28 protein-coding genes are annotated in these 26,092 nt (G+C 65.7%); 13 read left to right on the plus strand and 15 right to left on the minus strand.

Annotation, left to right across the window (positions count from 1 at the left end):
- Positions 1–80 precede the first annotated feature (80 nt).
- A complete protein-coding gene (locus G6N33_RS25365) occupies positions 81–254 on the plus strand; it encodes a 5'-phosphate oxidase (protein WP_044511788.1) in 174 nt (57 codons plus the stop codon).
- 1,050 nt (positions 255–1,304) lie between these two features.
- Here G6N33_RS25365 and G6N33_RS25370 read toward each other — a convergent pair.
- The 10 genes from G6N33_RS25370 to bfr all read right to left on the minus strand — a co-directional run bounded on the left by G6N33_RS25370 (position 1,305) and on the right by bfr (position 12,578).
- On the minus strand, positions 1,305–3,266 hold the full coding sequence (locus G6N33_RS25370; protein WP_049918916.1) for an adenylate/guanylate cyclase domain-containing protein: 1,962 nt from the start codon (positions 3,264–3,266) through the stop codon (positions 1,305–1,307).
- A 175-nt stretch (positions 3,267–3,441) separates the two neighbouring features.
- Positions 3,442–3,876, minus strand: a complete 435-nt coding sequence (locus G6N33_RS25375) for an SRPBCC family protein (protein WP_044505976.1) — start codon at positions 3,874–3,876, stop codon at positions 3,442–3,444.
- Positions 3,876–4,721: a lysophospholipid acyltransferase family protein gene (locus G6N33_RS25380; RefSeq protein WP_044505975.1), complete on the minus strand. Its 846-nt coding sequence runs from the start codon at positions 4,719–4,721 to the stop codon at positions 3,876–3,878. Before G6N33_RS25380 ends, G6N33_RS25375 begins: the two co-directional genes overlap by 1 nt.
- A 262-nt stretch (positions 4,722–4,983) precedes the next feature.
- Positions 4,984–5,334: an ArsR/SmtB family transcription factor gene (locus tag G6N33_RS25385; RefSeq protein ID WP_044505974.1), complete on the minus strand. Its 351-nt coding sequence runs from the start codon at positions 5,332–5,334 to the stop codon at positions 4,984–4,986.
- A 40-nt stretch (positions 5,335–5,374) separates the two neighbouring features.
- The gene (locus G6N33_RS25390; protein WP_044505972.1) at positions 5,375–6,847 is read right to left on the minus strand and encodes a multicopper oxidase family protein; all 1,473 of its coding nucleotides are present in this window, start codon (positions 6,845–6,847) and stop codon (positions 5,375–5,377) included.
- Positions 6,848–6,871: 24 nt separating this feature from the next.
- Complete coding sequence (locus G6N33_RS25395) at positions 6,872–7,984, minus strand: amidohydrolase family protein (protein ID WP_044511784.1); 1,113 nt, start codon at positions 7,982–7,984, stop codon at positions 6,872–6,874.
- A gap of 2 nt (positions 7,985–7,986) precedes the next feature.
- On the minus strand, positions 7,987–9,339 hold the full coding sequence (locus G6N33_RS25400) for a type I glutamate--ammonia ligase (protein WP_044505970.1): 1,353 nt from the start codon (positions 9,337–9,339) through the stop codon (positions 7,987–7,989).
- A gap of 40 nt (positions 9,340–9,379) precedes the next feature.
- A complete protein-coding gene (locus tag G6N33_RS25405) occupies positions 9,380–9,877 on the minus strand; it encodes a carboxymuconolactone decarboxylase family protein (protein ID WP_044505968.1) in 498 nt (165 codons plus the stop codon).
- Positions 9,878–9,908: 31 nt separating this feature from the next.
- On the minus strand, positions 9,909–12,002 hold the full coding sequence (locus G6N33_RS25410; RefSeq protein ID WP_101528277.1) for an MDR family MFS transporter: 2,094 nt from the start codon (positions 12,000–12,002) through the stop codon (positions 9,909–9,911).
- 87 nt (positions 12,003–12,089) lie between these two features.
- Positions 12,090–12,578, minus strand: a complete 489-nt coding sequence (gene bfr / locus G6N33_RS25415; protein WP_044511783.1) for a bacterioferritin — start codon at positions 12,576–12,578, stop codon at positions 12,090–12,092.
- Between the two features lie 230 nt (positions 12,579–12,808).
- Between bfr and G6N33_RS25420 the strand changes: the two genes are divergently transcribed.
- The gene (locus G6N33_RS25420; RefSeq protein ID WP_044505966.1) at positions 12,809–13,006 is read left to right on the plus strand and encodes a (2Fe-2S)-binding protein; all 198 of its coding nucleotides are present in this window, start codon (positions 12,809–12,811) and stop codon (positions 13,004–13,006) included.
- Between the two features lie 6 nt (positions 13,007–13,012).
- Here the strand turns inward: G6N33_RS25420 and G6N33_RS25425 are convergent, their stop codons facing one another.
- Genes G6N33_RS25425 through G6N33_RS25440 form a run of 4 tightly spaced genes read right to left on the minus strand, consistent with a single transcriptional unit; the run spans position 13,013 to position 15,951 of the window.
- Positions 13,013–13,768, minus strand: a complete 756-nt coding sequence (locus G6N33_RS25425; RefSeq protein ID WP_044511781.1) for an enoyl-CoA hydratase/isomerase family protein — start codon at positions 13,766–13,768, stop codon at positions 13,013–13,015.
- Between the two features lie 44 nt (positions 13,769–13,812).
- Entirely contained in the window at positions 13,813–14,265 is a 453-nt protein-coding gene (locus tag G6N33_RS25430; RefSeq protein ID WP_044505965.1) for a TIGR03618 family F420-dependent PPOX class oxidoreductase, read from the minus strand.
- A gap of 9 nt (positions 14,266–14,274) precedes the next feature.
- Positions 14,275–14,976 (minus strand): EthD domain-containing protein, encoded by a 702-nt coding sequence (locus G6N33_RS25435; protein ID WP_044505963.1) that lies wholly within the window; start codon positions 14,974–14,976, stop codon positions 14,275–14,277.
- A 39-nt stretch (positions 14,977–15,015) separates the two neighbouring features.
- Positions 15,016–15,951 (minus strand): hydrogen peroxide-inducible genes activator, encoded by a 936-nt coding sequence (locus tag G6N33_RS25440; RefSeq protein ID WP_044505961.1) that lies wholly within the window; start codon positions 15,949–15,951, stop codon positions 15,016–15,018.
- A gap of 103 nt (positions 15,952–16,054) precedes the next feature.
- Between G6N33_RS25440 and G6N33_RS25445 the strand changes: the two genes are divergently transcribed.
- Genes G6N33_RS25445 through G6N33_RS25455 form a run of 3 tightly spaced genes read left to right on the plus strand, consistent with a single transcriptional unit; the run spans position 16,055 to position 18,514 of the window.
- Positions 16,055–16,642 carry a peroxiredoxin gene (locus G6N33_RS25445; protein ID WP_044505960.1) on the plus strand — a complete coding sequence of 196 codons (588 nt, stop codon included), beginning with the start codon at positions 16,055–16,057 and terminating at the stop codon, positions 16,640–16,642.
- Between the two features lie 12 nt (positions 16,643–16,654).
- Positions 16,655–17,191: an alkyl hydroperoxide reductase gene (locus G6N33_RS25450; protein WP_044505959.1), complete on the plus strand. Its 537-nt coding sequence runs from the start codon at positions 16,655–16,657 to the stop codon at positions 17,189–17,191.
- Positions 17,192–17,200: 9 nt separating this feature from the next.
- The gene (locus G6N33_RS25455; protein WP_044505958.1) at positions 17,201–18,514 is read left to right on the plus strand and encodes an alpha-amylase family glycosyl hydrolase; all 1,314 of its coding nucleotides are present in this window, start codon (positions 17,201–17,203) and stop codon (positions 18,512–18,514) included.
- On the opposite strand, the gene G6N33_RS25460 is transcribed toward G6N33_RS25455, so the two are convergent.
- Positions 18,511–18,945: a DUF1810 domain-containing protein gene (locus G6N33_RS25460; protein WP_044505957.1), complete on the minus strand. Its 435-nt coding sequence runs from the start codon at positions 18,943–18,945 to the stop codon at positions 18,511–18,513. The genes G6N33_RS25455 and G6N33_RS25460 overlap by 4 nt on opposite strands.
- Before the next feature lie 18 nt (positions 18,946–18,963).
- Between G6N33_RS25460 and G6N33_RS25465 the strand changes: the two genes are divergently transcribed.
- The 8 genes from G6N33_RS25465 to G6N33_RS25500 all read left to right on the plus strand — a co-directional run bounded on the left by G6N33_RS25465 (position 18,964) and on the right by G6N33_RS25500 (position 26,084).
- On the plus strand, positions 18,964–20,199 hold the full coding sequence (locus G6N33_RS25465) for an alpha-hydroxy acid oxidase (RefSeq protein WP_044505956.1): 1,236 nt from the start codon (positions 18,964–18,966) through the stop codon (positions 20,197–20,199).
- 51 nt (positions 20,200–20,250) lie between these two features.
- Positions 20,251–20,811, plus strand: a complete 561-nt coding sequence (locus G6N33_RS25470; RefSeq protein ID WP_044505955.1) for a CGNR zinc finger domain-containing protein — start codon at positions 20,251–20,253, stop codon at positions 20,809–20,811.
- Between the two features lie 87 nt (positions 20,812–20,898).
- Positions 20,899–23,223: an endopeptidase La gene (gene lon / locus G6N33_RS25475; RefSeq protein ID WP_044505953.1), complete on the plus strand. Its 2,325-nt coding sequence runs from the start codon at positions 20,899–20,901 to the stop codon at positions 23,221–23,223.
- A 197-nt stretch (positions 23,224–23,420) separates the two neighbouring features.
- Complete coding sequence (locus tag G6N33_RS25480; RefSeq protein ID WP_044505952.1) at positions 23,421–23,768, plus strand: hypothetical protein; 348 nt, start codon at positions 23,421–23,423, stop codon at positions 23,766–23,768.
- A gap of 161 nt (positions 23,769–23,929) precedes the next feature.
- On the plus strand, positions 23,930–24,319 hold the full coding sequence (locus tag G6N33_RS25485) for a nitroreductase family deazaflavin-dependent oxidoreductase (RefSeq protein ID WP_101528276.1): 390 nt from the start codon (positions 23,930–23,932) through the stop codon (positions 24,317–24,319).
- Positions 24,320–24,337: 18 nt separating this feature from the next.
- On the plus strand, positions 24,338–24,670 hold the full coding sequence (locus G6N33_RS25490; RefSeq protein WP_044505948.1) for a TfoX/Sxy family protein: 333 nt from the start codon (positions 24,338–24,340) through the stop codon (positions 24,668–24,670).
- Positions 24,671–24,708: 38 nt separating this feature from the next.
- Positions 24,709–25,353: an endonuclease gene (locus G6N33_RS25495; RefSeq protein ID WP_044505946.1), complete on the plus strand. Its 645-nt coding sequence runs from the start codon at positions 24,709–24,711 to the stop codon at positions 25,351–25,353.
- Positions 25,350–26,084: a DUF72 domain-containing protein gene (locus tag G6N33_RS25500; protein WP_044505945.1), complete on the plus strand. Its 735-nt coding sequence runs from the start codon at positions 25,350–25,352 to the stop codon at positions 26,082–26,084. The genes G6N33_RS25495 and G6N33_RS25500 overlap by 4 nt, the downstream gene beginning before the upstream one ends.
- Positions 26,085–26,092 lie beyond the last annotated feature (8 nt).

Raw genomic sequence — 26,092 nt, forward strand, 5'->3', positions numbered from 1 at the left:
GCCCAACTCTGCGAAAGCCGGCCGATCACTGCCGCGTCCCCCCGATCGCTATGATCGCAGCGCGACGGGAGGGCGTTCGCATGCCGCGGTTCGAGACCGAAATGGAAGTCTGCCCACACTGCCGACGGGCGGCGGAGGCGACCGTCGAATATGTGCGCGACGACGCCGGCAAGGTCCTGCGTAGGATCGTGCGGGACGTCCAGTGCCGACACACGGATTGCCCGGGCAGCGAAGTTCCGCCGCACTGGGGCTAGTCGCTAGTACTCCGTCAGGAGCGATCAAAGACTGCCAGCCGCCGCATCCCGCTGTGCGCCGACTAATCTCCCGGAACACGGTCTGGAAAACGGTATTGAGATCGGTTGATTATCAACAACATTCGTTTTCTCCATACCGTTAACTTGCGTGCAGCGGTAGAACCGTACCGGCAGAATGAATTTGGCAAAATATCTTGCGGCGATTTTCTCGAAAATGCTCGTGATCTTGGTCTTTCGCATCGTATTGTACGTGTGTCTCGGGCAACACGATCGGCTCTCTGGTAACAGAAAAGCCTTGGACGAATGGGGGCAACACCGTGGCACGTCTCAGCAGTAAAATCGTCGTCGCCTTTATGCTGGGCTTCACTGCCCTTTCGGCATCAGGGTGCACGATTCCTTTGACGATTGATCCGGGCGGTTCAGGTCTTACCTTCATCCCGTAATCGTCGTTAGCCAGGTCCGCGATAATCCCTGGGCGAGCAGGGACTATCGCGGACCGGCTCTTCTAGCAGCAGATCGGCATGCGAGGGGTATGCCGGCGTTGGCTAACCAGGTGACCGGGCCGGTCAGCGGCGGGAAACGTGGCCGCGCAATGCCATTTGTGGCCATTTAAGGCCCTTCGTGGCAATTCGTGGCCATTCGTGCGCAACCGGCTATCCGCAGCCCGCCGAAGGCGGGCGCTCTTTTTACGGAGTGCAGGTAAACGGGCTGCAATCGATGGTGAGCGGAACCGTGCACCCCGACGTCGCGCTGGCGGTAAACGCAAGGATCAAAGCGACGATGAATTTACTGGTGTGGCGTGACATGTCATTTCCCCCGTTCGGTTCAGACTGCTCCGTTGCCCGATATGGACTTCTATCGTCGACTTGCCCGAGACAACCAGTCTAAGTCGTCAAAGCTTAGTAGCCAACAGTTTTCGTTGCGTGGATCACCGGGCGCCAGTCCCGTCATCGCCGACAATTGCGCAATGCCCAGTGCTAAGAAGTTTGGTGGTCTGCCTGGATCTGCCCGTAACACGAAGCGCACCGTGCACACGGGAAAAGCAATTTGTTAGGACGCCAAGTCGTGCAAAACGCACAGCCGCACCGGGTCGCGCTTTCCTTTGACTTTCACCGACCCGTGTCTGCTCACCCGAGCGCTTGGGCCGAGTGCCGCGCAGGTGTTGGGGCCGACAACCACCTGACCGGGCTCGGCCAGGTTCTGCAGCCGGGCCGCCAGGTTCATGGTGTCCCCGATCGCCGTGAAGCTACGCATTTCCTCGGCGCCGATATTTCCGACCAGCGCTGGCCCGGTGTTGATCCCGACGCGGAACCGCGGCCAGTCGGCGTGCCCGCGTGCCGCACGCTCGACGACATCGTGCAGGGCCAGTCCGGTCCGGGCAGCCCGCAGCGCGTGATCGGACTGCCGCGCCGGGGCGCCCCAAATAGCTGTCACGGCGTCACCGACGAACTGCAGCACGGTGCCACCGGCGTCGAGAATGATCGGGACCACAGCGCCGTAGTAGGTGTTCAACATCGTGACCACCTGGTCGGGCGACGTCGCTTCGGTGAACGGCGTGAAGCCGTGCAGGTCGGCCATCAACACGGTGACCTCGGTGACAGCACCGCCGAGCCCGGCCTGATCGGGGTCGGCTAGCAGTGCCGTCGCGACCGCTGGCGACATGTAGCTGCGAAACAGACCGTCGAGGTGGTGGTAGAGGCGGGCGTTCTCCAACGCGATCGAGGACTGGGTGGCGAAAGAGCGCAACAGTGCAACGTCGGCGTCGGCGAATGGGCCGTCGGCGCGATACGCCTCGATCACTCCGGCGAGTTGCCCTTTGACCATCAGGGGCAGCTCCAACGGATCATCGCCGGGCGCCGTGTCGGCGAAGCCGAGTTCGCTGTCGCGCACGATACCAAGGCGAAATTGGTCGCCGGGGAAGGCTTCAGCGATGGCGGCCATTACTCGATCCAGTAGTGCGTCCTCGTCCTGGATGACGCTGGCCTCGCGCCCGACGGACACCAGACTTCGCAGCTTGCGCACGCGTTCGCGCTCCGCGCCCAGCGCCTCGGCTCCCCGTTTGAGCACCGCGACCTGCTGTTCGGACAGCTCGAAGCGGTCGGCCAGCCGCGCCGCGACCGCGCCGATGGCGACGTGTTCACCCTGCTCGCGGCGCTGGAGCAGGTCGACCATCTCTTCGAGCGCCGCGGCATAGTCGCGACGCAGGTCCGCGATCGTCTGCTGGGTGGCCAGCGCATCGAATAGGCCCCGCACCGAGCCTTCCCGACGGAACTGCACCCGCGCGCTATAGGCGATGAAGCAGAAGGCCATCGTCATCAGCAAATGCCACAGCCACCACGAAGCGTGCCAGCTCATGCCGAGCGCCAGGGCCACCGACGCCTCGGCCAGCAGCACGAATGCGGTGAGTACAGAAACGACGACGACCGCGGGGCGCCGCCGATAAATCGGAAAGTAGACCAACGCCGCGGCGGCGAATAGCACACCACCGGCCAACGCCCCCACTTGCTCGATGTCCTCGAGCTCATCCTGGTTTTGCAGCCGGTCGAGCGCACCGCAGAGGACCAACGCCGCGGTGGCGACCATCAGGAACCACACCAGCGCCGACAGCGGCCGGCGCAGTGACCAGAGTCGGGCGTTTCGCGCCGGGGTGAACTTCGCCGACGAGGCCAGCGCGACGGCGCCGGCCACCACCAGCCCCATTCGCGTCGGCAACATGAACTCCGCGTCGGAGGTATCCATCAGCACCCCCGGGGTGAACAAGGCATGCACACCGAAAAAGCCGGCCGTCGTGATGAAGACGAGCGAGACCAACCAGAGCCGGGCGTCGTCACGGGTGCGAGCCGCTCGGCCGATCAGGACGCCCAGCACCACACTCACCACGGATGCGGACAGCACCAACACGAAATGCGCGAGGCGGTTGTCCCATTCCAGGTCGACCCTGGGTCTGTCGAGCAACAGCCACAACGCGACCATCGGAAGCGCCATGTGCATGAACCAGTTCGCCGTGCGCACCCGCGATCCCGGCCGTGCAGTGGCCCCCCTCAACGACAACCCCCTTGCCACCGGTATCGCTTGCTTCACCTTCGGCTCGTTGTATTGCAGCAAACCGACGGACAAGATGGGTAATTCCCCGTTGACAACAACGACATGGACAATTCGGGTTGTCGTCCCGGCGCAGGGCTGGAAGTTAGGACTCAGCCAATTCGCTGAGGCACTTCAGTGTTTCTGACAGCGTGCGGCCCACCTGCCGCACCGCGATCCGATCCGCGAGGTAACCCAGCAGGCCGCCCGGCGCCTGATAGGACAGCCGGAAGGTGACCTTGGTCTTGCCCTCGCCGCCGTCGCGCAGCCGGATCCGGCCGCGCAACGTGATGCCGGTCAGACCCACCCAGGCCACATCGCGGCGCTCGTCAAATTCGACCACCTCGATCAGACCGCCCACTGGGACCGAACCGATTTTCCAGTGCACGATGTAGCGCGCGCCGATGCCGGCGCGTTGTTCGTTAGCCGCTTCCCAGCGCTCGAGGTTGGTCATGAACTTCGGGTAGCAGTCCGGGTCGCTGACGATCTTCCAGACCGTCTCGCGGTCCGCTTTGACAACGCAGCGGCGTTCGACGCGCATCAGCCGATCACCGGGAAGCGGCGCTTGGCGGCGAGGCGGTCGACGCCGGCTTGCAGGCTGGCCATCACTTTGTCGTGCACCGCCTGATCGTCGCCGTCGACCTCGATGGGTTCCTGGACTTCGATCACGATCTTGGTGGGCAGCGGGATGTGGCCGGCCAGGTCACTGATGTTGAGGCCCCAGGGCAGGGCCAGTGAGATCGGAATGCTCTTGAGGCGCAGCAGCTTATCTGCCATCAACAGTTTCGCCAGCCACTGTCCGCGGTTGAGGAACAGCGCGCTTTCCTGTCCCCCGACGCTGGCCACCGGAACGATGGATACTCCCGTCTCACGGGCAAGTCGCACATACCCCATCCGGCCGCCGAAGTCGACCTTGTGACGTTCCCACGAGGGCCGGAAGACCTCGTAGTCACCGCCGGGGTAGACGAGTAGGGCCGCGCCGGATTGCAAAGCGAGCCGGGCGTTTTCAGGATTGGCGGCGACGGTGCCGAACTTGCGTAGCCACCCCAAGGGCGGTGCCGAGACGACGAGATTATGGGCCAATTGGTAAAACGGCCGCTCGACGCCGAAGTAGGAGCAGAACGCGAGCGTGAAGACGAAGGTGTCGGGAGGCACGTTGCCGCCGCTGTGATTGCCCACCAGCAGTACCGGACCCGTGCTGGGGATCCGATCCAGTCCCCGCACATCCGCCCTGAAGTACAGCGAGGCGAGCAGCCAGGTGCCCGGCAACTGGTCACGGATATAGTCCGGATCCCGTTGGTCGAGGTCGGCCCTGGGCACCCTGGACACCACCTGGTTGCGCGTCCAGTCCAGCGCCTGTCCGAAGGCCTCTCCGACGAGCCCCATATCCTTGTCCTGTCGTTAGCATCGGTCTCCGACGCCGACTACCCGGATTGCCTCGATTTCACACCAAAGTTTGGGGCCCGGCCAGGGGGCTGTGTGGGTGACTTTGTGGGTGCCTAAGTGGCGCAGCATGTTTGGTCGGGTTGCTCACTCTGCGGCGGGAACGTTGCGGCGGCGGTAAGCATCGTGTAGATCTCCCACCACTCCTCGTCAGGTCCGGTGATCCAGACCGTGTCCTGCGTGGTGAAGCAGCGGGTGGTCCCGATTACCCGTTCACCACCTCAGCGCCAAGGCTGCCGTCCAGGAGGGACGAGAGCCGTTGCAGCGCCGAGGGAATCGTCCAGTAGTAGACCCAAGTGCCGCGTCGCTCGCAGGCCAGCAGGCCGGCCGAGCGTAACAGCTTGAGGTGATGGGAGATCGTCGGCTGGGACACGTCGAAGGTCGTCGAAATTTCAGACACGCAGGCCTCGCCGCCGGGGTGGCTCGCAATCAAACTGAGTAGCCGCAGCCGGACCGGGTCGCCGAGTGCCTTGAACATGGCCGCCAGCTCGGCGGCCTGCGACTCATCCAGCGCGGCCGCCCCGATCGCCGGGCGACACCCGGGTTGATTCGACATTCGCCTATATAAGCAATCGTCGAAGCAACGACGCAAGTGTTCAGCCGGTGTTGAGCAACAACATCAGCCCGAAGTCCATGTGGATCTGCTGATGGCAGTGCAGCAGCGACAATCCCGGCTGATCGGCGACGAAGTCGACGTCCATGAGCTGGTAGCCACCGAGCATCGCGACGTCCTTGCGCACGCCGGCCGTCGTCGTACCGGCGAACTGGGTGATTTCGAAGGTGTTCCGATGCAGATGCATGGGGTGCAGGTCGTCGGTGGCATTGCGCAAGCGCAGCCGGTAGCGCTTGCCGCGTTCCAGGTTGAGCACGGGGGTGTTGCTCTCCATCGAGAACGACGTGTCGTTGATCGTCCAGATGTTGAACCCGTTGTCGGCGGCGTTGCGCTTCTCGATCAGCATCTCGATGACGTGATCGGGTGTCGGCAAAGCTGCCGGCGCCGGGGCGGCGAACAGGCGGTAGTCCCATTTGAATGCCGGGGGCGGCGTCCATTGCGGGTCACCGCCGCGCCCCGCGTATTCGACGACAATGCCCATGCCGTTGCCGCGGTCGTCGTCGGACAGATCACCCAGCACCCATTTTCCCGGGTTGGTCATGTCGACAACTGCCGAAATCCGCTCGGCCGCGCCAAGCCAGAGCACGGGCACCGACGCCCGGTTCGGCACCGGATTGCCATCCAGCGCAACCACGGTGAACCGGTGCCCCGGCAGCGCCAGGCTGCGTGACTCCGTGGCACTGCCGTTGAGCACATGCAGCATGATCCGTTGACCGGCTTGAACCCGCAGCGGATCACCTTGGCCGAGTTTGCGGCCGTTGACGGTAAAAGCGCCGTAGCTCACCTCGTACCCGTGCGGTTCGCCACGGGCCAACGAGGCCCCCATCGCCGACTCGCCCTTCGCCTTCAGCCCGGGGTCCTCGGCGCCGGCCAGGAAATCGCTGGCCATGTCGCCGCCCCGGCTGAAGGTCGGCTCAAACTCCTTGAGGGTTAAGAAGATTTCTTGGTCGTAGGAGCCCGGGTGCTGCTTGGGCTCGATGTAGACGGGCCCCACCAGTCCGGTGTACTGGCCCCGGGACAAGTCGGCGCGCGGGACCACATGGGTGTGGTAGAAGCGGAACCCCGCCGGTCCCGGCACAAAGGAGATTTGCCGCATGCCGTGTGCGGCGATGTAGGGCGTGCCCTCCTCCGCGGCGCCGTCGATGTCGACATCCAGATGCTGGCCGTGCCAATGCAATTGCTCGGGGGTGTCCGTGTCGTTGTGGATGTCCACCCAGGTTCGCTGCCCTTCTTTCAGGCGCAGCAGTGGACCAGGGAACTGCCCGTTGTAAAGGGTGGTCGAGACGATGTGGTCCGGCGCCAGTTCGACAGTCCCGGCGCCGATCCGCAGTGTGTAGTCCGGCTTGCCGTTGGGAGGCGAGGGCGGTGCCGGATGCGAGCACCCGGCGGCTGCGGCTGTGGCTGCGGTGCCGAATCCCAAGCCCCACTTGAAAAAGTCGCGACGATCCAGCGCCATCGTTTCCGTTCCGATTCGGTATTCTCAGCCGCTGATGCGGTAGAGGCGGGTGGCATTTTCGCGCGCGATGAGGTCGACCACCCGCATCGCGTCCACCTCGCTCCAGTCGTCGTTGTCGACGAAGCCGCGCAATACCCGATGCATGCCATTGCGCCACAAGACCGCGCCCAGGTAGTGCAGCTCGACAGGCCCGAAGCCATCGGATGAATACAGAATTTTGCCGAACGGCGCCATCTCCAACAGCCGGCCAATGAACGCCGGCGCACGGGCTCCAAGGTGGTTGATGCTCAATCCGCCGTCGAGATAGACGTTGGTGTACGCCTGCGCCAAGTAACCCGCTTCGCGCTCATAGGGATAGCAGTGCAGCAACACGATCGGGGTATCGCCGGCCTGCAACAGGAAATCGCGCAGATACAGCGGGTTGGCTGTGCGCAGGTCGCAGTCGCGGTCGCCGTAGCCGACGTGGAATTGCAGCGGCATGCCAAGCCCAAGGGCCTGGTGCAATCCGAAACGAAGCAGCACCCGGTCCTGCAGCCGGGTTCCGCCATGGTCCCGCCACCGCGTTGCGGCCTCGGCAACCTCCCTAAGGTGGGGCTCGCTGAGATCCCCCTCGAAACCGCCGCGGTAGGCCAGGATGGACTTGGTGCCGACGGCGCTGGCCGCGCGGTCGTGCAGGATCGCGGTGAATGCCGACGCGTAATCGCCCGGCGTCTGCGCGGCCTGCTCCGCAACCTGTTCGAGGCGGACGACTTCGTGAATCCGGTTACCGGACAGCGCGCCCAGCTCGGCCACATCGGCGGTGCCGGCGTCGATACCAGTGTCCACCACCCAGTCGCTCACCCCGGCGGACGGCAGGAACAGGCGGGCTAGCTCGCGCTCGGTGAGTTCGCTGCGACGTTCCCAATACTGGTGCGGATCACTATGTTTGGGTAGTCCCAGTACCGGGCTACAGTGCGCGCGAATCGCGAGGCCGAGCTGTGAATCGAAACCCGACTGGGTGAGCGGTTCGGTGTTGGCCTCGTTGAGCGCGCTTTCGAACCGCCGCCGATCCCCCGACTGCAACCAGCAGCCGTGGACGTGCTGATCGATCAGGGCCACCTCGCCGATATGTTGCGCCAGAGCCGACGTCCGGGTCACCCTCAGACGCTCCACGCCATCCGGAACTTGTCCGCCAGCTGTTCGGGATCGAGGTCGCCGTAACGCTGCTGTTCCAGCCTGCGGACTGCGACCATCATATCGACCGCGGGGTCGCCAAGAATTTGCCGAAGTAACGGTGAATGGTCAAGCGCAGCAATGATCTCGGGCTGACGGTCGGCCAAGCTGGCGATCCCGGCGTGTTCCCGCTCGGCCGCCGAGATGGTGGCGGGGTCTACTGTCGTCGCGGCAGGTAACGGCACGTTGCGCCGGATACCGTCGAGCGCCAGCCCCAGGATCGCGGCCGACGCGAAATACGGGTTGGCCGACGGATCGACGATCTTCACCTCGACATTGCCCCCGTGCGGACTGCCCGGACCGCCCCTAATGAATCGCACTGCAGCTTCCCTATTTTCGATACCCCAGCAGGCGTAGGACCCCGCCCAGTTGCCCGGCTGCATGCGCATACTCGATACGATCGATCCGCACAAAACGCCCTGGGCCTCATGCAGTCCGTGCAGCACACCAGCAACGGCGCTCTCCCCCGCGGGCGTCATGCCGCCGGGACCGGAGCCGCCGGAAAACAATGGGCCATCCGGCGTTGTCAGCGAAAAATGCTGGTGGGCACCGGATCCGACTCCACCCGCGAACGGCACCGGCGACAGGCTGATACGCAATCCGTACCGACGCGCGACACGCGCGATGAGGATCCGCGCCAGCACCAATTGATCGGCGGCGGCCACCGGCGGCAACGGCGACAACGAGATCTCGAACTGGTTGGCTCCGTACTCGGGATGGAACTGCTCGATTCCCACCCCCGAACGGACGGCGGCCGTGGTGACATCGCGGACGAAGGCCTCGTGTTCCAGGACACCGGCGAGGCCGTACTGTGCCCACAGCGTCGCGGGCAGTTGGCCGCCGTCCGGGCCGACCAACACGAACTCGACCTCGTGACCAACCGCGGCGGTCAGCCCGGCCCCGGCCAGTGCGGCTTCGACCCGACCCAGGGTTCCCCGGCTGCACGCCGCGACCGGGGCGCCGTCTTGCTCGAAGAAACCGGCTGGCGCCCAGGCCAAACCGTCACCAAGCAGACGCAGCGCGGCCAGATCGATACGCACCCGCTGATCGCCGATCACGCCAACATTGTCGGTGAAGGCGATGCCGGTCTGGTCAATGGCGAAGGCGTGCCACGTGGGGCTGGCGCCCAGGCCGGGATCGGCGAAAATACTGGTGCGCCGGATCGGCACCGTCTTGGCGTGGATGAGCCCGGCCGGATTCACCACGGTGCCGAGCACGGTGTCGACGCCCTCGGTCTCCAGCTGGGCGACCGCTGCGGCGGCAAGCGGCATGGCCGTCATGGCAGCCCTATCGGGGATACCGTCGAACAGCTCGCCCGCCCTACTGTGCCCGACTCGGTAGGGTCAGCTTGCAAGTCTGGCCGATATCGAGGGTCCGCAGCATCCGGCCCATGCCGACCCAGAGTGCACAGGAGAGCGCGAGGTCAGCCAGCAGTTCCTCGGAGAAGTGCTCGCCGGCGCGTCGCCAAAAGTCTTCGTCCTCACGCAACTTGGTGTGCTCCGTGCCGAACCGGTGGGCGAACTCGGCGGCCAGCCGCTCCTGCTCGCTGAAACCCTCCCAGGTCCGCCACTGCAGTGCGTGCTCGTAGAGCGCTTCGTCGACGCCCTCGGCCGGGCCGTCGGCGTCGCGGGTGTTCATGCATACGGTGCATTCGTTGTCGTGGGCGATCACGGCCCGGGCGATTTCGCGGGTGCGCATTGGCAGGCGATTCTTGGTGTAGACAGCCTGGCTGAAGTTGGCTATCGCGCCGCCGAGGTCCGGGGACTTCGTGGCCCAGCCGTAGATGTCGTCGTCAGCGAATGTTCCGATTCGGCTCATGGCGTGATGCTACGCCCGCACCGCGGCATCCTTAATGGGTATTGCCCACGCCGGCCTGCAGCGCCGCGGTGGCGGGTGTGTCGTCGTGCCAATCGCGTTGGGCCAGAACACGGTGTGCAATGTGCTGCAGCGCGGTTTCGACTTGGCGGCGGTCCGGCCGACCCTCGAAGCCGGGCGATCGGGACAGCTTGTCCACTATCCAGCCCAGCAGCAACGAGTAGACGTAATCGACCTGCTGCGTACCAGCGGGCGTCAACCACATTTGGTTGCCATCCCCCTGCACGTAACCGCCGGCGACCAGCCGGGCGAATGTGGGTTCGAGGACCTCGAACGGGATTCGCAGCGAGTCGCCGATATCGCTGAGCCGCGCCGTCCCGTACATCTGCGCGAAACGGTAAATACGCATCACGCCCCACAGACCGGCGACGTCCAGGCGGCAATCGGGCCGCAGCGCGATGCTGCGCAACCGCACCCCGGGATCGCCGCGCAGCATGCGCGCAATCGCGTTCTCCAACAGCCGTTCCGGCGTGTCGGTGCTGGGCATGCCAAAGCCGTCGCCGAGATCGACCGAGCTGTTGTGGATGTCGCGCAGCGGGACCTCGCGCAGGAACAAGGCGAGGATGAAGCCGAGCACGGCGACCGGCGCTGCCCAGAAGAAGACTTCATTGAGCGACTCGGAATACGCCTGCACGATCGGGGCGGCCACGTTGGCGGGCTGGTGATGCAGGGCGCCCGGCGAGCTGACCGCGTCGGGTGGGGCGCCGCTGGCGGCCAGGGCCGAAGCCATACGGCCCTTGAGGAAGTTGGCGAACAGCGAACCGAATATCGCCGCACCGAATGAACTTCCGATGGTCCGGAAGAACGTCACACCCGAGGTGGCGACGCCGAGATCTTCGAAGTTCGAGGTGTTCTGCACGATGAGAACCAGCACCTGCATGGATAGACCGATGCCGGCGCCAAGGATGAGCAGATACAGGGACTGCACCACCGCCGAGGTGGACGGGGTCATCCGCGACATGAGCAGAAAGGCCAGCGCCATGAGGGCGGTGCCGACCACCGGAAACACCTTGTACCGGCCAGTCCGGCCGACCAGAGTGCCGCTACCGGTCGAGGTGATCAGCATGCCCACCACCATCGGCAACGTGCGCAGTCCCGACGTCGTGGCCGAGACGCCGTTGACATATTGCATGTAGGTCGGCAAAAACGTCATCGCGCCCAACATCGCGAACCCGACCACGAACGACAACACGCAACAGACCGTGAACACCGGACTGCCGAACAACCTGGTCGGCAGGATGGGTTGCGGCACACGGGTTTCCACCCAAACGAAGGCGATCAGCGCCGCCGCGGCCCCGGCGAACAGACCAACGATCGTCGCCGAACCCCACGGGTACAGAGTGCCGCCCCAGCTGGTCGCCAGCGTCAGGCCGGCGGCGCCCAGGCCGACCAACACGATTCCGGCGTAGTCGATGACCGGCTTGGCGTCCGACGCCAGTGCCGGGATGACCGCCGCCGCCACGAAGATCACCACCACCGAGATGGGCACGTTCACCCAGAACGCCCATCGCCAAGTCAGGTAGTCGGTGAAGTACCCCCCCAGTAGGGGGCCGACGACTGTGGTCACGCCGAAGACGGCTCCGAGAATGCCCTGGTAGCGGCCGCGTTCGCGAAGCGGCACCACCTCACCGATCAGCGCGCTCGCCGTGACTGTGATCCCGCCGCCGCCGATGCCCTGCAGAGCCCGGGCCGCGACCAGCATGCCCATGGATTGGGCCAGTCCACATACCACCGACCCCACCACGAAGAACACGATGCCGGCCTGAAAAACGCGCTTACGGCCGAACAGGTCACCCAGTTTGCCGACCAGCGCGGTGACGATTGTGGATGCCAACAGGTAGCTGGTCACCACCCAAGACTGATGGCCGGCGTCGCCGAGGTCGGCGACGATCGTGGGCAGCGCGGTGGCGACGATCGTCTGGTCCAGTGCCGCCAGCAGCATCCCGAGCACGATCGCAACGAAGATGAGGTTTCGCCGTTGCGGGGTGATCAACGGGCCGCTGGCGGCGGTGGTGGCCGCCGGCTTGGCCTGCGTCGGTGCGGTGGATGATGCCCTCGCGCTGGTCATGCCTGCCTTCCCGTCGGCGTCCGATGCTAACGGGTGCCCACGGCTGACCCGCGGCAATCGCGTCGCGGGTCAGCCGGCGGCCAGCACCTAGGCGATCGAACCCGGCGGCCGCGACACGCACTGCGCCAGGTAGAGCTGCTCACCCAACTTGTCCATCAGCTGCAGCTGGGTCTCCAGGTAGTCGACGTGGTTCTCCTCGTCGGCGATGATCTTCTCCAGCAGGAAGGCGCTGGTGCTGTCCTCTTTCGCGCGGCACATGATGACGCCCGGCTTGAGCCGGTTCAACACCTCGTACTCGATCGCCAAATCCGCCTCGAACTGCTCGCGTAGCGTTTGGCCGATGCGCAACGAGAAGAGGCGCTGGTAGTTCGGCAGACCATCGAGCAACAAGATGCGGTCGGTGATCGCCTCGGCGTGCCGCATCTCGTCGAAGGACTCGGCACGGGTGTGCCCGGCGATCTCGGTGAAGCCCCAGTTCTCCTGCATCTTCGAATGCAGGAAGTACTGGTTGATTGCGGTCAGTTCGCTGGTCAGTTGCTCGTTGAGCAGACGCAGCACATCGGGATCCCCTTGCATGATCACTCCTCCGGTGTCAAAGCTGTCAGGACTGCGACACCGGGCTGGGCTGCAGCGCGCGGTGTCGCCGTAGCAGCACTTTGCCACCTAAATTTCGAATGTTCCAGCAAGGTATGGCTGCGCTCACTAGGCAAAATGCCGCCTTAGTTAGGTTCGTCTAACCTACTTAGGGTAGACTGACTTAACATGGGGCATGTTCCGGCGACCGCTCGTCTTTGTGAGGCACGCTGATGTACGTATGCCTGTGCGTCGGGGTCACCAACCACACCGTGGCGGAGTGCGTGGCCCGTGGTGCTTCCACCTCTAAGGAGGTGGCCGAGGCGTGCGGCGCGGGTGGCGACTGTGGGCGGTGCCGACGCACGCTGCGCGCGATCATCGCCGCGTCGAAGGACAGCGAACCCGAGCTCGAGACGGCAGCGTCGCGCTGACGCGAATCAGTTCTGCTTGCGGTCGGCGAACGAGGCGAGGGCCGTGGCGTTGTCCTGAGTGCCCATCAACTTGGCGAAGTGAGCGTTTTCCCGCGCCGTCGCCGCCGCGATCTCCGGCCGAATCGGTTCGGCCATCGTGTGCTTGACCGCCATCAAACTTGAAATAGGCCGGGAGGCAAGGACTTCCGCGTGCCGCCGGGTCTCGGCGAGGAGGTCCTCCGGAGCGCAGACGCGCCAGGCCAGACCCATCCGCAAGGCTTCCTGGGCGTCGATCCATTCCGAGGACATCAACAGCCAGGCGGCATTTTGCCGCCCGATCAGCTGAGGCAACAGGTACGACGACGCGGCCTCGGGCGCCACGCCGAGGCTGGTGAACGGGCATTTCAACCGCGCCGTCGCGGACATGAACGCCAGGTCGGCGTATCCGAGGATCGTGGCACCGATGCCCACTCCGACACCGTTGACCGCGCAAATCAGCGGTTTGGGGAACGCGCTGAGCGCGTCGATCAGGCCGGGGAAGCCGTGTTTGCCCGGGGTGAAGCCGGGATCGGTGATGCGTGCCTGCATCTCGGCGAGATCCGTGCCAGCGCTGAAGCCGCGCCCCGCGCCGGTCAATACGACGACCGCGACATGCGGATCCTCGGCCGCGGTCAACAGCGCTTCGGCGGTGGCGTCATAGAGCGCTTCGTTGAAGGCGTTGAGCGCTTCAGGGCGGTTCAGCGTCAGGGTGCGTACTCGATTGGCGTCTTCGATCAGCAACAGCGTCACCGCTGCAGCCTAACCTCGCGCCTTTGCCCGGCCGGCGCTCACCCGTTGCTGTAGACGCGGGTCGGTGCGATCAGCACCACGGCGCGTCGTTCCAGGGCCATCACCCTGTCGTACTCGTCCCAATCGTCGTGGGTGCCGCCGGCGGCGGTGAAGACCTCGCGCAGCAGCAGCCGCAACCGGTCTGCCTGTATGTCTGGATCCAGCCAGGACTGCGGGTCGTCGGGGCCGACGAGTTCGGCGGTGCCCTCCACGGTCGCCCACCGCCAGCCGTCGCGGAACGTGACCGCCAGTTGGGGTCGGACCCGTAGGTTGGCGAGTTTGACTTTGCCGTAGGTGGTGAAGCCGAGAACTGGCGCACCGGTTTCCGGGTGTGGGAGCAGGCCGACGTTCACCAGCGATGCCTGCACGGTGCCGTCGGCGCGAACGGTCGAGATCACCGCCAGTCCGCTGTCTGCGGCCGATAGCGCCACGGCGTCTTGGAGTGTGGTCATCTGTGGTCCTCAGGTCGGGTAGGCGGTCTTGAACACGTAGCGACTGGTCGGCACCGTGTCGATGTTCTGGTTGGCGCCGAATGCGGTTGTGCTGGCGACCATCCGGTCCAGCCGGTACTGCAGGTCGTCATTGTCGGCGGCCCCGAAAAACGCCTTCAGGTCGGTGATCGCCTCCGCGGGGAACAACTCCTCGACTATTCCGGTGATTCCCGGTGCGTCGGGGGTAAGCGTTCGGACCACCCAGTTCTGGGTGTAGCCGAACGTCGATTGGGTCTCGATGGCCACCGGCGTGTGGTTGTGTTGCCACCGGTCGAGCCAGGTCGCCTGGTCCAATTCCGGCGGTCGACGTAGCAGCGCGATATTCGCTAAACCCGGTGTGCGAGCGCCTGAGTCGGTGGCGGGTGCGGCCAGGGGAACGGATTCGGTTACCAGATAGGCGGCGAGTAGGTCGCATTCGGCGTCGAGCAGCGCCAGGGCCGCCGTCAGCTGTTTGCCGTAGCACTGCTGTGTCCACATGCTCACGACCGCGCCGACGGGTGGGTCCAACGTCGTCAACGTCATCAGCGAATGCCGCACCGCGCCGTCGCGGACGTTGACGGCCAACCCGGGCAGGCCCAGGTCCAACAGCGCGTCGGCGACCGGACCCCGTTGCCGGGCACACCATTCGTCGTCCGAGTCGGCCCGCATGAGCACCGCGATCACCTTTTCCATGGGTGCGAACCTACAGTCGGGGGCCGCCCGCGAGTGGTGCTATCCGACCAGCCGCACCTGATGTTCGCTGCCGATCGCCGCACCGATGATGTTGGCCAGTCTCCGGTAGGACTCGTCACGGCCACTCGAGGAACGGAACACCAGCCCGATCCGTCGTCCCGGGCGCGGCGGCGCGAACTGCGCGAGGCCAAGTTGGCTCCGCGTCGCTTCGACTGGTGCCGCGCTCTGTGGGATCAAGGTGACGCCCAGCCCCCCGGTCACGCACTGCACCGCCGTGGCCAGTGAGGCGGCCCGGGTGTCGGCGAGCTCGGCCCGCACCCCCGCCTTGTGGCAGACATCCAGGGCCTGATCGCGCAGACAGTGCCCCTCGTCGAGGAGCAGCAGGGGCAGGTCCGCCAACGCCGAGGCCGGCACCCGGCGTTTGCCCGACATCGGATGGCCGGGCGGCACCGCGAGCAGAAAGTCCTCGTCGTAGATGGGCACCTCGGTGATTCCGGCGACGGCGGCGGGCAAGGCGATCAGCGCCGCGTCCACCGCTCCACCGCGCAACGCCGCCAGCAGTCGCTCGGTCTGGTCTTCGATCACGCGCACGGTCAGCGCGGGCAATCGCTGCGACAGTCCGGCCAACACCGTGGGCAGGACGTAGGGCGCGACGGTCGGGATGATGCCCAGGCGCAGGGTGCCCTGCAGCGGATCCGAGGTGCCCGCCGCGGCGGCGGTGAACGCCTCGGCCGCCGCCACGACGGTCTGAGCCAGCGGCAAAAGCTGGGCACCCTCCGGCGTCAAGCGGACACGCCGGGTGGACCGCTCGACGAGATGGGTACCCAGCCCCACCTCCAAGGCTGCCAATGCCTGCGAGAGCGTTGATTGGCTGACACCGAGAGCCGTTGCGGCACTTCCGAAATGATGCTTCTCGGCCACGGCCGCGAACGCGCGCAGGCCGGCCAGGGTGGGTTGAAAACTCTTATCGGTCATGCCTATAAGTCTAGTGCGATATATCACCTTTACTTCAAGCCTTGCGCCGGGCACCATGGTCGATGGACACATAATCTTGACTAAATCCAGATAAGGAGCGGACATGTCATTGCTCACGATCGGCGACCAGTTCCCCGCCTACGAGCTCACGGGGCTGATCGGCGGCGACCTGTCGAAGGTCAACGCGCAGCAGCCGGAAGACTACTTCAAGACCTTTTCCAGCGACGACTACGAGGGCAAGTGGCGGATCGTGTTCTTCTGGCCGAAGGACTTCACCTTCGTATGCCCGACCGAGATCGCCGCGTTCGGCAAGCTGAACGACGAGTTCGAGGATCGCGACGCCAAGGTGCTCGGCGTCTCGGTCGACAGCGAATTCGTGCACTTCCAGTGGCGTGCTCAGCACGAGGACCTGAAGAAGCTGCCCTTCCCGATGCTGTCGGACATCAAGCGCGAACTCGCCCTGGCGACCGGCGTGCTCAACGACAGCGGCGTCGCGGACCGGGTGACCTTCATCGTCGACCCCAACAACGAGATCCAATTCGTCTCGGCCACCGCGGGTTCGGTCGGGCGTAACGTCGACGAGGTGCTGCGGGTGCTGGATGCTCTGCAATCCGACGAGCTGTGCGCCTGCAACTGGCGCAAGGGCGACCCGACCTTGAACGCCGGCGAGTTGCTCAAGGCGTCGGCTTAGATCGGAGGCGACATGACCATCGAAAACCTCAAGGAAGCGCTGCCCGAGTACGCCAAGGACCTCAAACTGAACCTCGGCTCGATCACGCGGACCACAGTGCTCGACAACGAGCAACTGTGGGGCACGCTGCTGGCCAGTGCCGCGGCAACGCGAAACACCCAGGTGCTCACCGAGATTGGCTCCGAAGCGGCCGACAACCTGTCCGCCGAGGCGTACCAGGCGGCTCTGGGTGCCGCATCGATCATGGGCATGAACAATGTGTTCTACCGTGGCCGCGGATTCTTGGACGGCAAGTACGACGACTTGCGTGCCGGGTTGCGGATGAACATCATCGGCAACCCGGGCGTGGACAAGGCGAACTTCGAGCTGTGGTCGTTCGCGGTGTCGTCCATCAATGGGTGCTCACACTGCGTCGCCGCACACGAGCACACCCTTCGCGAGGCCGGTGTGGATCGTGAGGTGATTCTGGAGGCACTCAAGGCCGCAGCGATCGTTTCCGGTGTGGCACAGGCGATCACCACCGCCGAGACGCTGGCCGGCGTCGGCTGATCGTCGCCCGTGACCGCATCTTGGGTTTCACACGCGATCTGGTGGCAGGTCTATCCCTTGGGATTCGTGGGAGCGTTTCCCACCCCCAAGGGATCGGCCCCACCGGGCGCGGACGAGCACCGGCTGCGGCGAATCGCGCAGTGGCTGGACCACGCCGTCGAGCTAGGGGCGTCCGGGATCGCGCTGGGGCCCATCTTCGCCTCGCGCACACACGGTTACGACACCACCGATCATTACCGGATCGACGCGCGACTTGGCGACGATGGCGACTTCGACCACCTCGTCGATGAGGCACACCGCCGCGGATTGCGGGTGCTGTTGGACGGGGTGTTCAACCACGTCGGGGTGGACTTTGCCCGGCACCGGGACGCCTCCCACGACGACGTGGCGGCGGGCTGGTTCCGGGGACGTCCCGGCCGATTCCACACCTTCGAGGGGCACGCCGACCTCATCACCCTCAATCACGCCAACCCTGAGGTTGTCGACTACGTCGTCGACGTGCTGGCGCATTGGCTACAACGCGGCGCGGACGGTTGGCGATTGGATGCGGCATATGCCGTGCCGCAAGAATTCTGGGCGAGCGCACTACCCAGGGTGCGTGAGCGTCATCCGGACGCCTGGTTCGTCGGCGAACTGATCCACGGTGACTACGCGGCGATCGTCGAGGCGGCCACGTTCGACTCGGCGACCCAGTACGAGCTGTGGAAGGCGATCTGGAGCAGTCTCAACGACGGCAATTTCTTCGAGCTGGACTGGGCGTTACAGCGACACAACGCATTTTTGGCCAGCTTCGCGCCGCTGACGTTCGTCGGCAACCACGACGTCACCCGCATCGCCAGTCAGCTGAGAAACCCCGGCCACCTGGCGCACGCGCTGGTGTTGCTGTTGACGATCGGCGGGGTGCCCAGCGTGTACGCCGGCGACGAGTTCGGCTTCACCGGGATCAAAGAGGAGCGGTACGGCGGCGACGACGCGGTGCGCCCCGAGTTCACCTCTCCCCCAATTCCATTGGATGGCGTCGGGGCCGAGACTTGGCGGCTGCACCAGTTCCTGGTCGGACTGCGCCGCCGCTACCCGTGGCTGCACTCGGCCACCACCACCGCGTTGCGGCTGACCAATGAACACTACGTCTACCAGACCCGCGCCCGCGACCAGGCGCTACTAGTCGCGCTCAACATCGCGGACGGGCCGCTGCGGTTGGTCCTGCCGGAGCTGGGCCCGCGGCGTGCCGAGGTCGTTGGCGGATCCGGCGCCCCGCCCCCCGACGTCGTCGATGAACTGACCGTCGAGGCGCACGGCTGGCGCATCCTGCGGCCCGCCTAATCCTTCAGCCGCGCCAACGTCAGTGGGTCCCGCTCGCCCCGGTAAAACGTGTCAAGCACGGTGGTGAAGTCCTGATGATCATTGCTGGCGACCGCGAACAACGTCATCGACGAGCGCAGCTTGAGGTCGTCGGGAGACCCGAAGATCTCGGTTGCCGAGCGGCCCCGCGCTTGGCTGACCAGCCGAGCGCAGTCGTGTAGTCGCGGGCCCAGCAACTCGTGTGCCAAGTAGGCGCGCGCCTCGGCCAGGCACGTGATGCCGTACTGGAGCGCGGTCGGGCTGCTGCCCAAGCCGCGCAGCTGGGGGAAAACAAACCACATCCAGTGGCCGCGTTTGCGTCCGGCCCGCAGCTCCTCGACCACACCTCGGTACACCGGAGCCTGGGCGACAACAAACCGTGTCAAGCGGAACGGGTCGGTTGACGCATCCATCTGACTACGGTGGCATACATGGTCGTGAAACGACGTGTCCCCCGGGTGCGTGAGCTCGCGCCGCTGATGCAATTCAAGCGGCCGCAATGGGATGCGACCCAGCGCCGGGTGGACGCCGCGTTCACGATCGAGGACTTGCGACGCATCGCCAAACGCCGGACCCCGAAGGCGGCATTCGACTACACCGACGGTGGCGCCGAGGACGAGCTGTCGATGGTGCGTGCCCGGCAGGCGTTCCGCGACGTCGAGTTCCACCCGACGATCCTGCGCGACGTCAGCAACGTAACCGCCGGCTGGGATGTGCTGGGTGCGCCGGCCGCGTTGCCGTTCGGCATCGCGCCGACCGGATTCACCCGGTTGATGCAGACCGAAGGCGAGATCGCGGGCGCTTCGGCGGCCGCCAAGGCCGGCATTCCGTTCTCGCTGTCGACACTGGGCACCTGCGCGATCGAAGACCTGGTCGCGGCGGTGCCTACCGGCCGCAAGTGGTTTCAGCTGTACATGTGGAAAGACCGCGAGCGGTCCATGGCGCTGGTCAAGCGCGCAGCCGCGGCCGGTTTCGACACCTTGCTGGTCACCGTCGACGTTCCGGTTGCGGGCGCACGCTTCCGCGACAACCGCAACGGGATGACCATCCCCCCGACCCTGACACTGCGCACGGTGCTCGACGCGGTACCGCACCCGAAATGGTGGTTCGACCTGCTCACCACCGAGCCGCTGGCATTCGCGTCGCTGGATCGCTGGCCCGGGACCGTCGCCGAGTACCTGAGCACAATGTTCGACCCCAGCCTCACCTTTGACGACCTGGTCTGGATCAAGGAGCAGTGGCCCGGCAAGCTCGTGGTCAAGGGGATCCAGACGCTGGAGGACGCACGCGCGGTGGTCGATCGGGGTGTCGACGGCCTGGTGTTGTCCAATCACGGTGGCCGGCAGCTGGACCGCGCGCCGGTGCCGTTCCATCTGTTGCCTGTGGTGGCGCGCGAGCTCGGCAAAGACACCGAAATCCTGGTGGACACCGGAATCATGTCGGGCGCCGACATCGTGGCGGCGATCGCGCTCGGGGCGAGGTTCACCCTGGTCGGACGGGCCTACCTGTACGGCCTGATGGCCGGCGGCGAGGCAGGCGTCAATCGCGCGATCCAAATCCTGGAAGCCGGGGTGCGGCGCACCATGCAGCTGTTGGGGGTGACCTGCCTAGAGGAGCTGTCCCCGACGCACGTCACGCAGTTGCGGCGGCTGGCGCCGATCGAGTAGGGCATCCCGACTCTGGTTGCGTGCCCTGTTGAAACCTGCCAGGGTGGTTACGTGAAATTCGGGTTCGTCTCCGGACGACCGTGTCTCGACTTCGCCGGCACCGTGAAGCACCGCAACAGCACCTGGGCGGAGCGACTGACCGCGCCCGCCGTGCTGTCCGAATGGGCCGTGCAGGCGGGTTTGGTCGACGCTGGTGTGGAGGCCAACGCCGAAGACCTCCGCTCGGCGATCGAAGTGCGCGAAGCCATCTACCGGACCGCGGTCGCGCGGCTAGACGGTGCCCAGCCGCGACCCGCCGACGTCGGCCTGCTCAACGACCAGGCATCGCGACCCCGGCTGACGCCACGATTGCTGCCGACCGGCGCCATCGTGCGCGAGGGCACCGCCGCGCAGCTGATCGCCACCCTGGCCGCCGATCTGCTCGACCTGCTTGCCGGGCCGGACATCGCCAATGTCAAGCGCTGCGCGCACCCCGACTGCACGCTGCTCTACGTCGATTCCTCGCGGGCGAAAAACCGGCACTGGTGCGGCATGGCCGCGTGCGGCAACAAGGCCAAGGTTCAGGCCTTCCGGGCCCGCCAGCGCGCCTCGGCGCACCGATCCGCCAGTTGACCCAGCTCACGGGCGGGCTGACGCCACTCGGGAACAAATGCAACCCGCCGAAGGTTGAGCGCATCAGACTAAATCTTTGGAGGATTGATGCCTGAGCCTAAATCAGTGCCGGTGCTGTTCGTCGCGGACACGATCGTGTTGCCCGGGATGGTAGTGCCGATCGAGCTCGACGATGCCGCGCGAGCGGCAATCGACGCGGCCCGGGCCAGCGAGTCGGGTGAACTGCTGATCGCCCCCCGGCTGGAGGACCGCTACCCCTCGCACGGCGTAATCGCCAAGATCCTGCAGGTCGGACGCATCGCCGGAAGCGGCGGGTCTGCCGCCGTCGTCCGGGGCGAGCGCCGCGCACAAATCGGCGCCGGCGCCAGCGGGCCCGGCCCCGCCCTGTGGGTCGAGGTCACCGAGGTCGGCGGGCCCGAGACCACCGACGAGATCAAGGCGCTCGCGGCCGAGTACAAGAAGCTGTTGCTGGCCATGCTGCAGCGCCGCGAGGCCTGGCAGATCATCGACTATGTCAACAGCCTGACCGACCCGTCGGCGCTGGCCGACACGTCCGGGTATGCGTCGTACCTGACCGGCGTGCAAAAGCGTCAGCTGTTGGAGACGGTCGACGTCGCCGAGCGGCTGCGGGTGCTGATCGAGTGGACCGGCGACCACCTGGCCGAGGTCGAGGTCAACGACAAGATCGCCGAAGACGTGCGCGAGGGCATGGAGAAGACGCAGAAGGAATTCTTGCTGCGCCAGCAGCTCGCCGCCATCCGCAAGGAACTCGGCGAGGGCGAGCCCGACGGTTCGGACGACTATCGTGCCCGGATCGACGCGGCCGACCTGCCCGAGAAGGTGCGCGAGGCCGCGCTGCGCGAGGTCGGCAAACTGGAACGGTCCAGCGACCAAAGCCCCGAGAGCGGGTGGATCCGCACCTGGCTGGACACGGTGCTGGAGTTGCCCTGGAACGTGCGGACCGAGGATTCGACAGACCTGACGGCGGCCCGGGCAATCCTGGACGCCGATCACCACGGGCTGGATGACGTCAAGGACCGCATCGTCGAATATCTGGCGGTTCGTGCCCGTCGCGCCCAGCGTGGTCTGCAGATCGTCGGCGGCCGCGGCTCCGGCGCGGTGATGGTGCTGGCCGGCCCTCCCGGTGTCGGTAAGACGTCGTTGGGCGAGAGCGTGGCCCGGGCGCTCGGTCGCAAATTCGTGCGCGTCGCGCTGGGCGGCGTGCGCGACGAGGCCGAGATACGCGGTCACCGGCGCACCTACGTCGGGGCGCTGCCGGGCCGGATCGTGCGCGCGATCGGTGAGGCGGCATCGATGAATCCCGTTGTGCTGCTTGACGAAATCGACAAGGTCGGTTCCGACTATCGTGGCGACCCGAGCGCGGCGCTGCTCGAGGTGCTCGACCCGGCGCAGAACCACACCTTCCGTGATCACTACCTGGATCTGGATTTGGACCTGTCCGACATCGTGTTCTTGGCCACCGCCAACGTGATCGAGAACATTCCGTCGGCGCTGCTGGACCGCATGGAGCTGGTGCAGATCGACGGTTATACCGAAGACGACAAGGTCGCCATCGCACGCGACTACCTGCTGCCCCGGCAGCGGGAGCGGGCCGCGCTGACCGCCGACGAGGTCACCGTCACCGACGAGGCGTTGCGCAAGATCGCCGCGGATTACACCCGCGAGCCTGGGGTGCGGCAGTTCGAGCGGCTGCTGGCCAAGGCCTTGCGCAAGGTGACTACCAGGCTCGCGGAGAACAGTGAGCCGCTGGTCGTCGACGAGCCAGATCTTGTCAATTACCTTGGCAGGCCCCGGTTTACACCCGAGTCCGCCGAACGTACCGCGGTGCCGGGGGTCGCGACTGGGCTGGCCGTCACGGGCCTGGGCGGCGATGTGCTCTACATCGAGGCCGGGGCCACCGACGGCGAAACCGGGTTGCAGCTGACCGGTCAGCTCGGGGACGTGATGAAAGAGTCGGCGCAGATTGCGCTGTCCTACGTCCGCTCCCACGCTGCCGAGTTGGGGGTTGACCCCACGGTGCTGGACCGGCGCATCCACGTGCACGTGCCGGCGGGCGCGGTGCCAAAGGATGGGCCGTCCGCCGGCGTCACGATGGTGACCGCCCTGGTGTCGATGGCGACCGGACGTCAGGTCCGTTCCGATGTCGGCATGACCGGGGAGGTCACGCTCAACGGCCGGGTGCTGCCGATCGGCGGGGTCAAGCAGAAGCTGCTCGCCGCCCAACGTGCCGGATTGTCAACGGTTTTCATACCCGCACGCAACGAACCGGATCTGGATGACGTTCCTGCCGAAGTGCTGGCGACGCTGACCGTCAAACCGATGACCGACGTCGCGGAGATCGTCGCGCAGGCCCTGGAACCGGTGGCCGATGCCGCCGTGGCGGCAGCCTGAGCACACCCCGCCCCGGTGGGAATGGCTCTAGATACGTTTTAGCCTCCCCCGGGGCGGGGTACGCGTGCTGGCAGAGGTAAACCAGCCGGGGGGTGTGACCTCTACCCGATGTCTGAGCAAAGACGTCGGGGACGAACAACAAATCACCGCCGCAAGGCTGCCGCCTGGCAGACCAGCGGCAGGATAAGGAGTTCATCATGAGGTTGAACAAGATCGCTGCCAGCACCGTGATTGCCGGTGCGTTGGCGTCCGGTGCCCTGGGCATCGGCGCGGGTTTGGCGCAGGCCCACCCGAACGATCCACCGTGGATACCGGGTTGTAACGGGCCGGGCGTCAACTGCAACGGGCCCGGCAATCCGCTGCCACCGGGACAGCGTGGGGCGCCGCCGCCCGGGCATTGGAATGATCCGGTCGGGTACGGCCTTCCGGCGACTTGGAGTCCACCGAACGCGCCGGGGAATTACCCGGTGGTGTGGAATCCGAATGCGTCATCGTGGGGCGTCTACCTGACACCGAACGGCGTGTTCATCCCTTACCAGGGATAGCAGGCCACTGCGGCAGTCGCCTCCCACCCGGGGGCGGCTGCCGCAGTCCCGCGTTTCGCCCAGCAAAGCACCTCGGCTGGCCGGTCAAGCGCCATCGAACCGGAAGCAATAATCCACCCTCGCCCAGATCGTTCCCGCCACCTTCCGGTTCAATGAGTGATATGACCGACCTCGGCGATCTAAAACGGCAAGTGGTGCACCGGGTGCAGCGGCTGGTGATCAATCCGGTGGGCCGGCAGTTGCCCGTGACCATGATCGAAACCACGGGGCGCAAAAGCGGACTGCCCCGCCGCACCGCGGTGGGCGGGCGCGTGGTGGATAACCAGTTCTGGATGGTCTCCGAGCACGGTGACCATTCCGACTATGTCCGCAACATCAAGGCCAATCCGAGTGTGCGAGTACGCGTCGGCGGGCGGTGGCGCAACGGCATCGCCCACCTGCTGCCCGACGATGACCCCGTGGCGCGGCTAGGTCATCTGCCCAAGCTCAATAGCGCGGTGGTCCGCATGATGGGCAGCAACCTGCTGACCATCCGGGTGGACCTGGACTGACCGGTCCGCCGTCGAATCATGGCCTACGATCCCGATCTCGCCAACCGCATCCGCGAGGTGCTGGCGCAGCAGCGCGGTGTCGATGAGAGGTCGATGTTCGGCGGACTCGCGTTCCTGGTGGGCGGTCACATGGCGGTGGCGGTCAGTAGTAAGGGCGGGTTGATGGTGCGGGTGCCGCCCGCGGACACCGCCGCACTGCTGAGGCAAGCCCACGTGAGTCCGATGGTGATGGCCGGCCGCGAGACGCGCGGCTGGGTGCGAGTCGATGCCCAGGGCGTGAAAACCCAACGCCAGCTTGCGGGTTGGGTCGCCCGCGGCGTCCGGTATGTGAGCGCGCTGCCACCGAAATAACGCGTTTGGCGCAGCGTAGCGTGGGTACGCGCTGTCCCATGAGCAAGACGCAGGACGCCAAACAGCAGGTGCGCCGGGTGCTCAAGGTCGGGGGCACCACTTACGCCCAGGAAGCGGGAATCGCGCTCCGCGACAAACCGATGCCGTTGTTTCAGCTGCTCGTGTTGTGCATGCTCGCTAGCAAGCCCATCGATGCCGCCATCGCCATGCAGGCTGCTCGGGAGCTGTTCAAGGCCGGCCTGCGCACGCCGAAGGCCGTGTTGGCGGCAGATCGACAGACGATGATCAACGCCTTCGGCCGGGCTCACTACGTGCGCTACGACGAAAGCTCGGCGACCCGCCTCACCGAGATGGCGCAGCGGGTCCGCGACGAGTACGCCGGCGATCTGCGCGAACTCGCCGAACGCAGTCACCACGATCCTGCCCAGGCCAAACGAATGTTGAAGCGGTTCAAGGGAATCGGCGATACCGGCGCCGACATCTATCTGCGCGAGATTCAAGACGTATGGACATGGGTGCGCCCTTATTTCGACGACCGGGCCACCGGCACCGCCCGAAAACTCGGTTTGCCCGCTGCGCCGGACAAGCTGGAAGCCCTTGCCCCACGCGCCAACTCGCGACTGGCGGCCGCACTTGTCAGGGCATCGCTGGATGAGGATCTGCGCCGGCGGATGACGGCTTGACCATCCGCATCGGGACCTCCGGATGGTCCTACGACCACTGGATTGACGTGCTATACCCGCCGCGGACGCCGTCCGCGCGTCGGCTGGACCGCTATACCGAAGTATTCGACACCGTCGAGTTGAATGCCAGTTTCTATCGCTGGCCCAAGGACTCGACGTTTGCCGGATGGCGAAACCGACTCCCGACGGGGTTCACCATGTCGGTCAAGGCGCACCGCGGACTGACGCACTATCGGCGGTTGTCTTCCCCCGAACCGTGGATCGAGCGATTCGAACGATGCTGGCAGCTGTTGGGCGAGCGACGTGGCGTACTGCTGGTGCAGGTCCATCCCGAACTACAGCGCGACGACGCCACGCTGACCCGCCTCGAAGCGTTCCTCGAACAGATGCCGAAGCAGATCCGGGTGGCCCTGGAATTGCGGCACCCGTCCTGGGACGAGCCTGTCGTCTACCAGACATTGGAACGCCACCACGCCGCATACGTGGTGATGAGCGGCGCCGGGCTGGCATGCATACCCCGAGCCACCGCCGACTTTGTGTACGTCCGGATGCACGGACCCGACTCCGACGCGATTTACGCCGGCTCCTATTCGGCCGACCAATTGCGGGTCTGGGCCGACCGCCTCGCCGAATGGGATCGCCAGGGCAGGGACGTGTGGATGTACTTCAACAACGACCTCGGCGGTCACGCGGTCCGCAATGCGTTGCTGCTGCGTGACCTGGTCGGTTAACCCGCCAC

Source organism: Mycobacterium simiae (assembly GCF_010727605.1).
Classification (GTDB): domain Bacteria; phylum Actinomycetota; class Actinomycetes; order Mycobacteriales; family Mycobacteriaceae; genus Mycobacterium; species Mycobacterium simiae.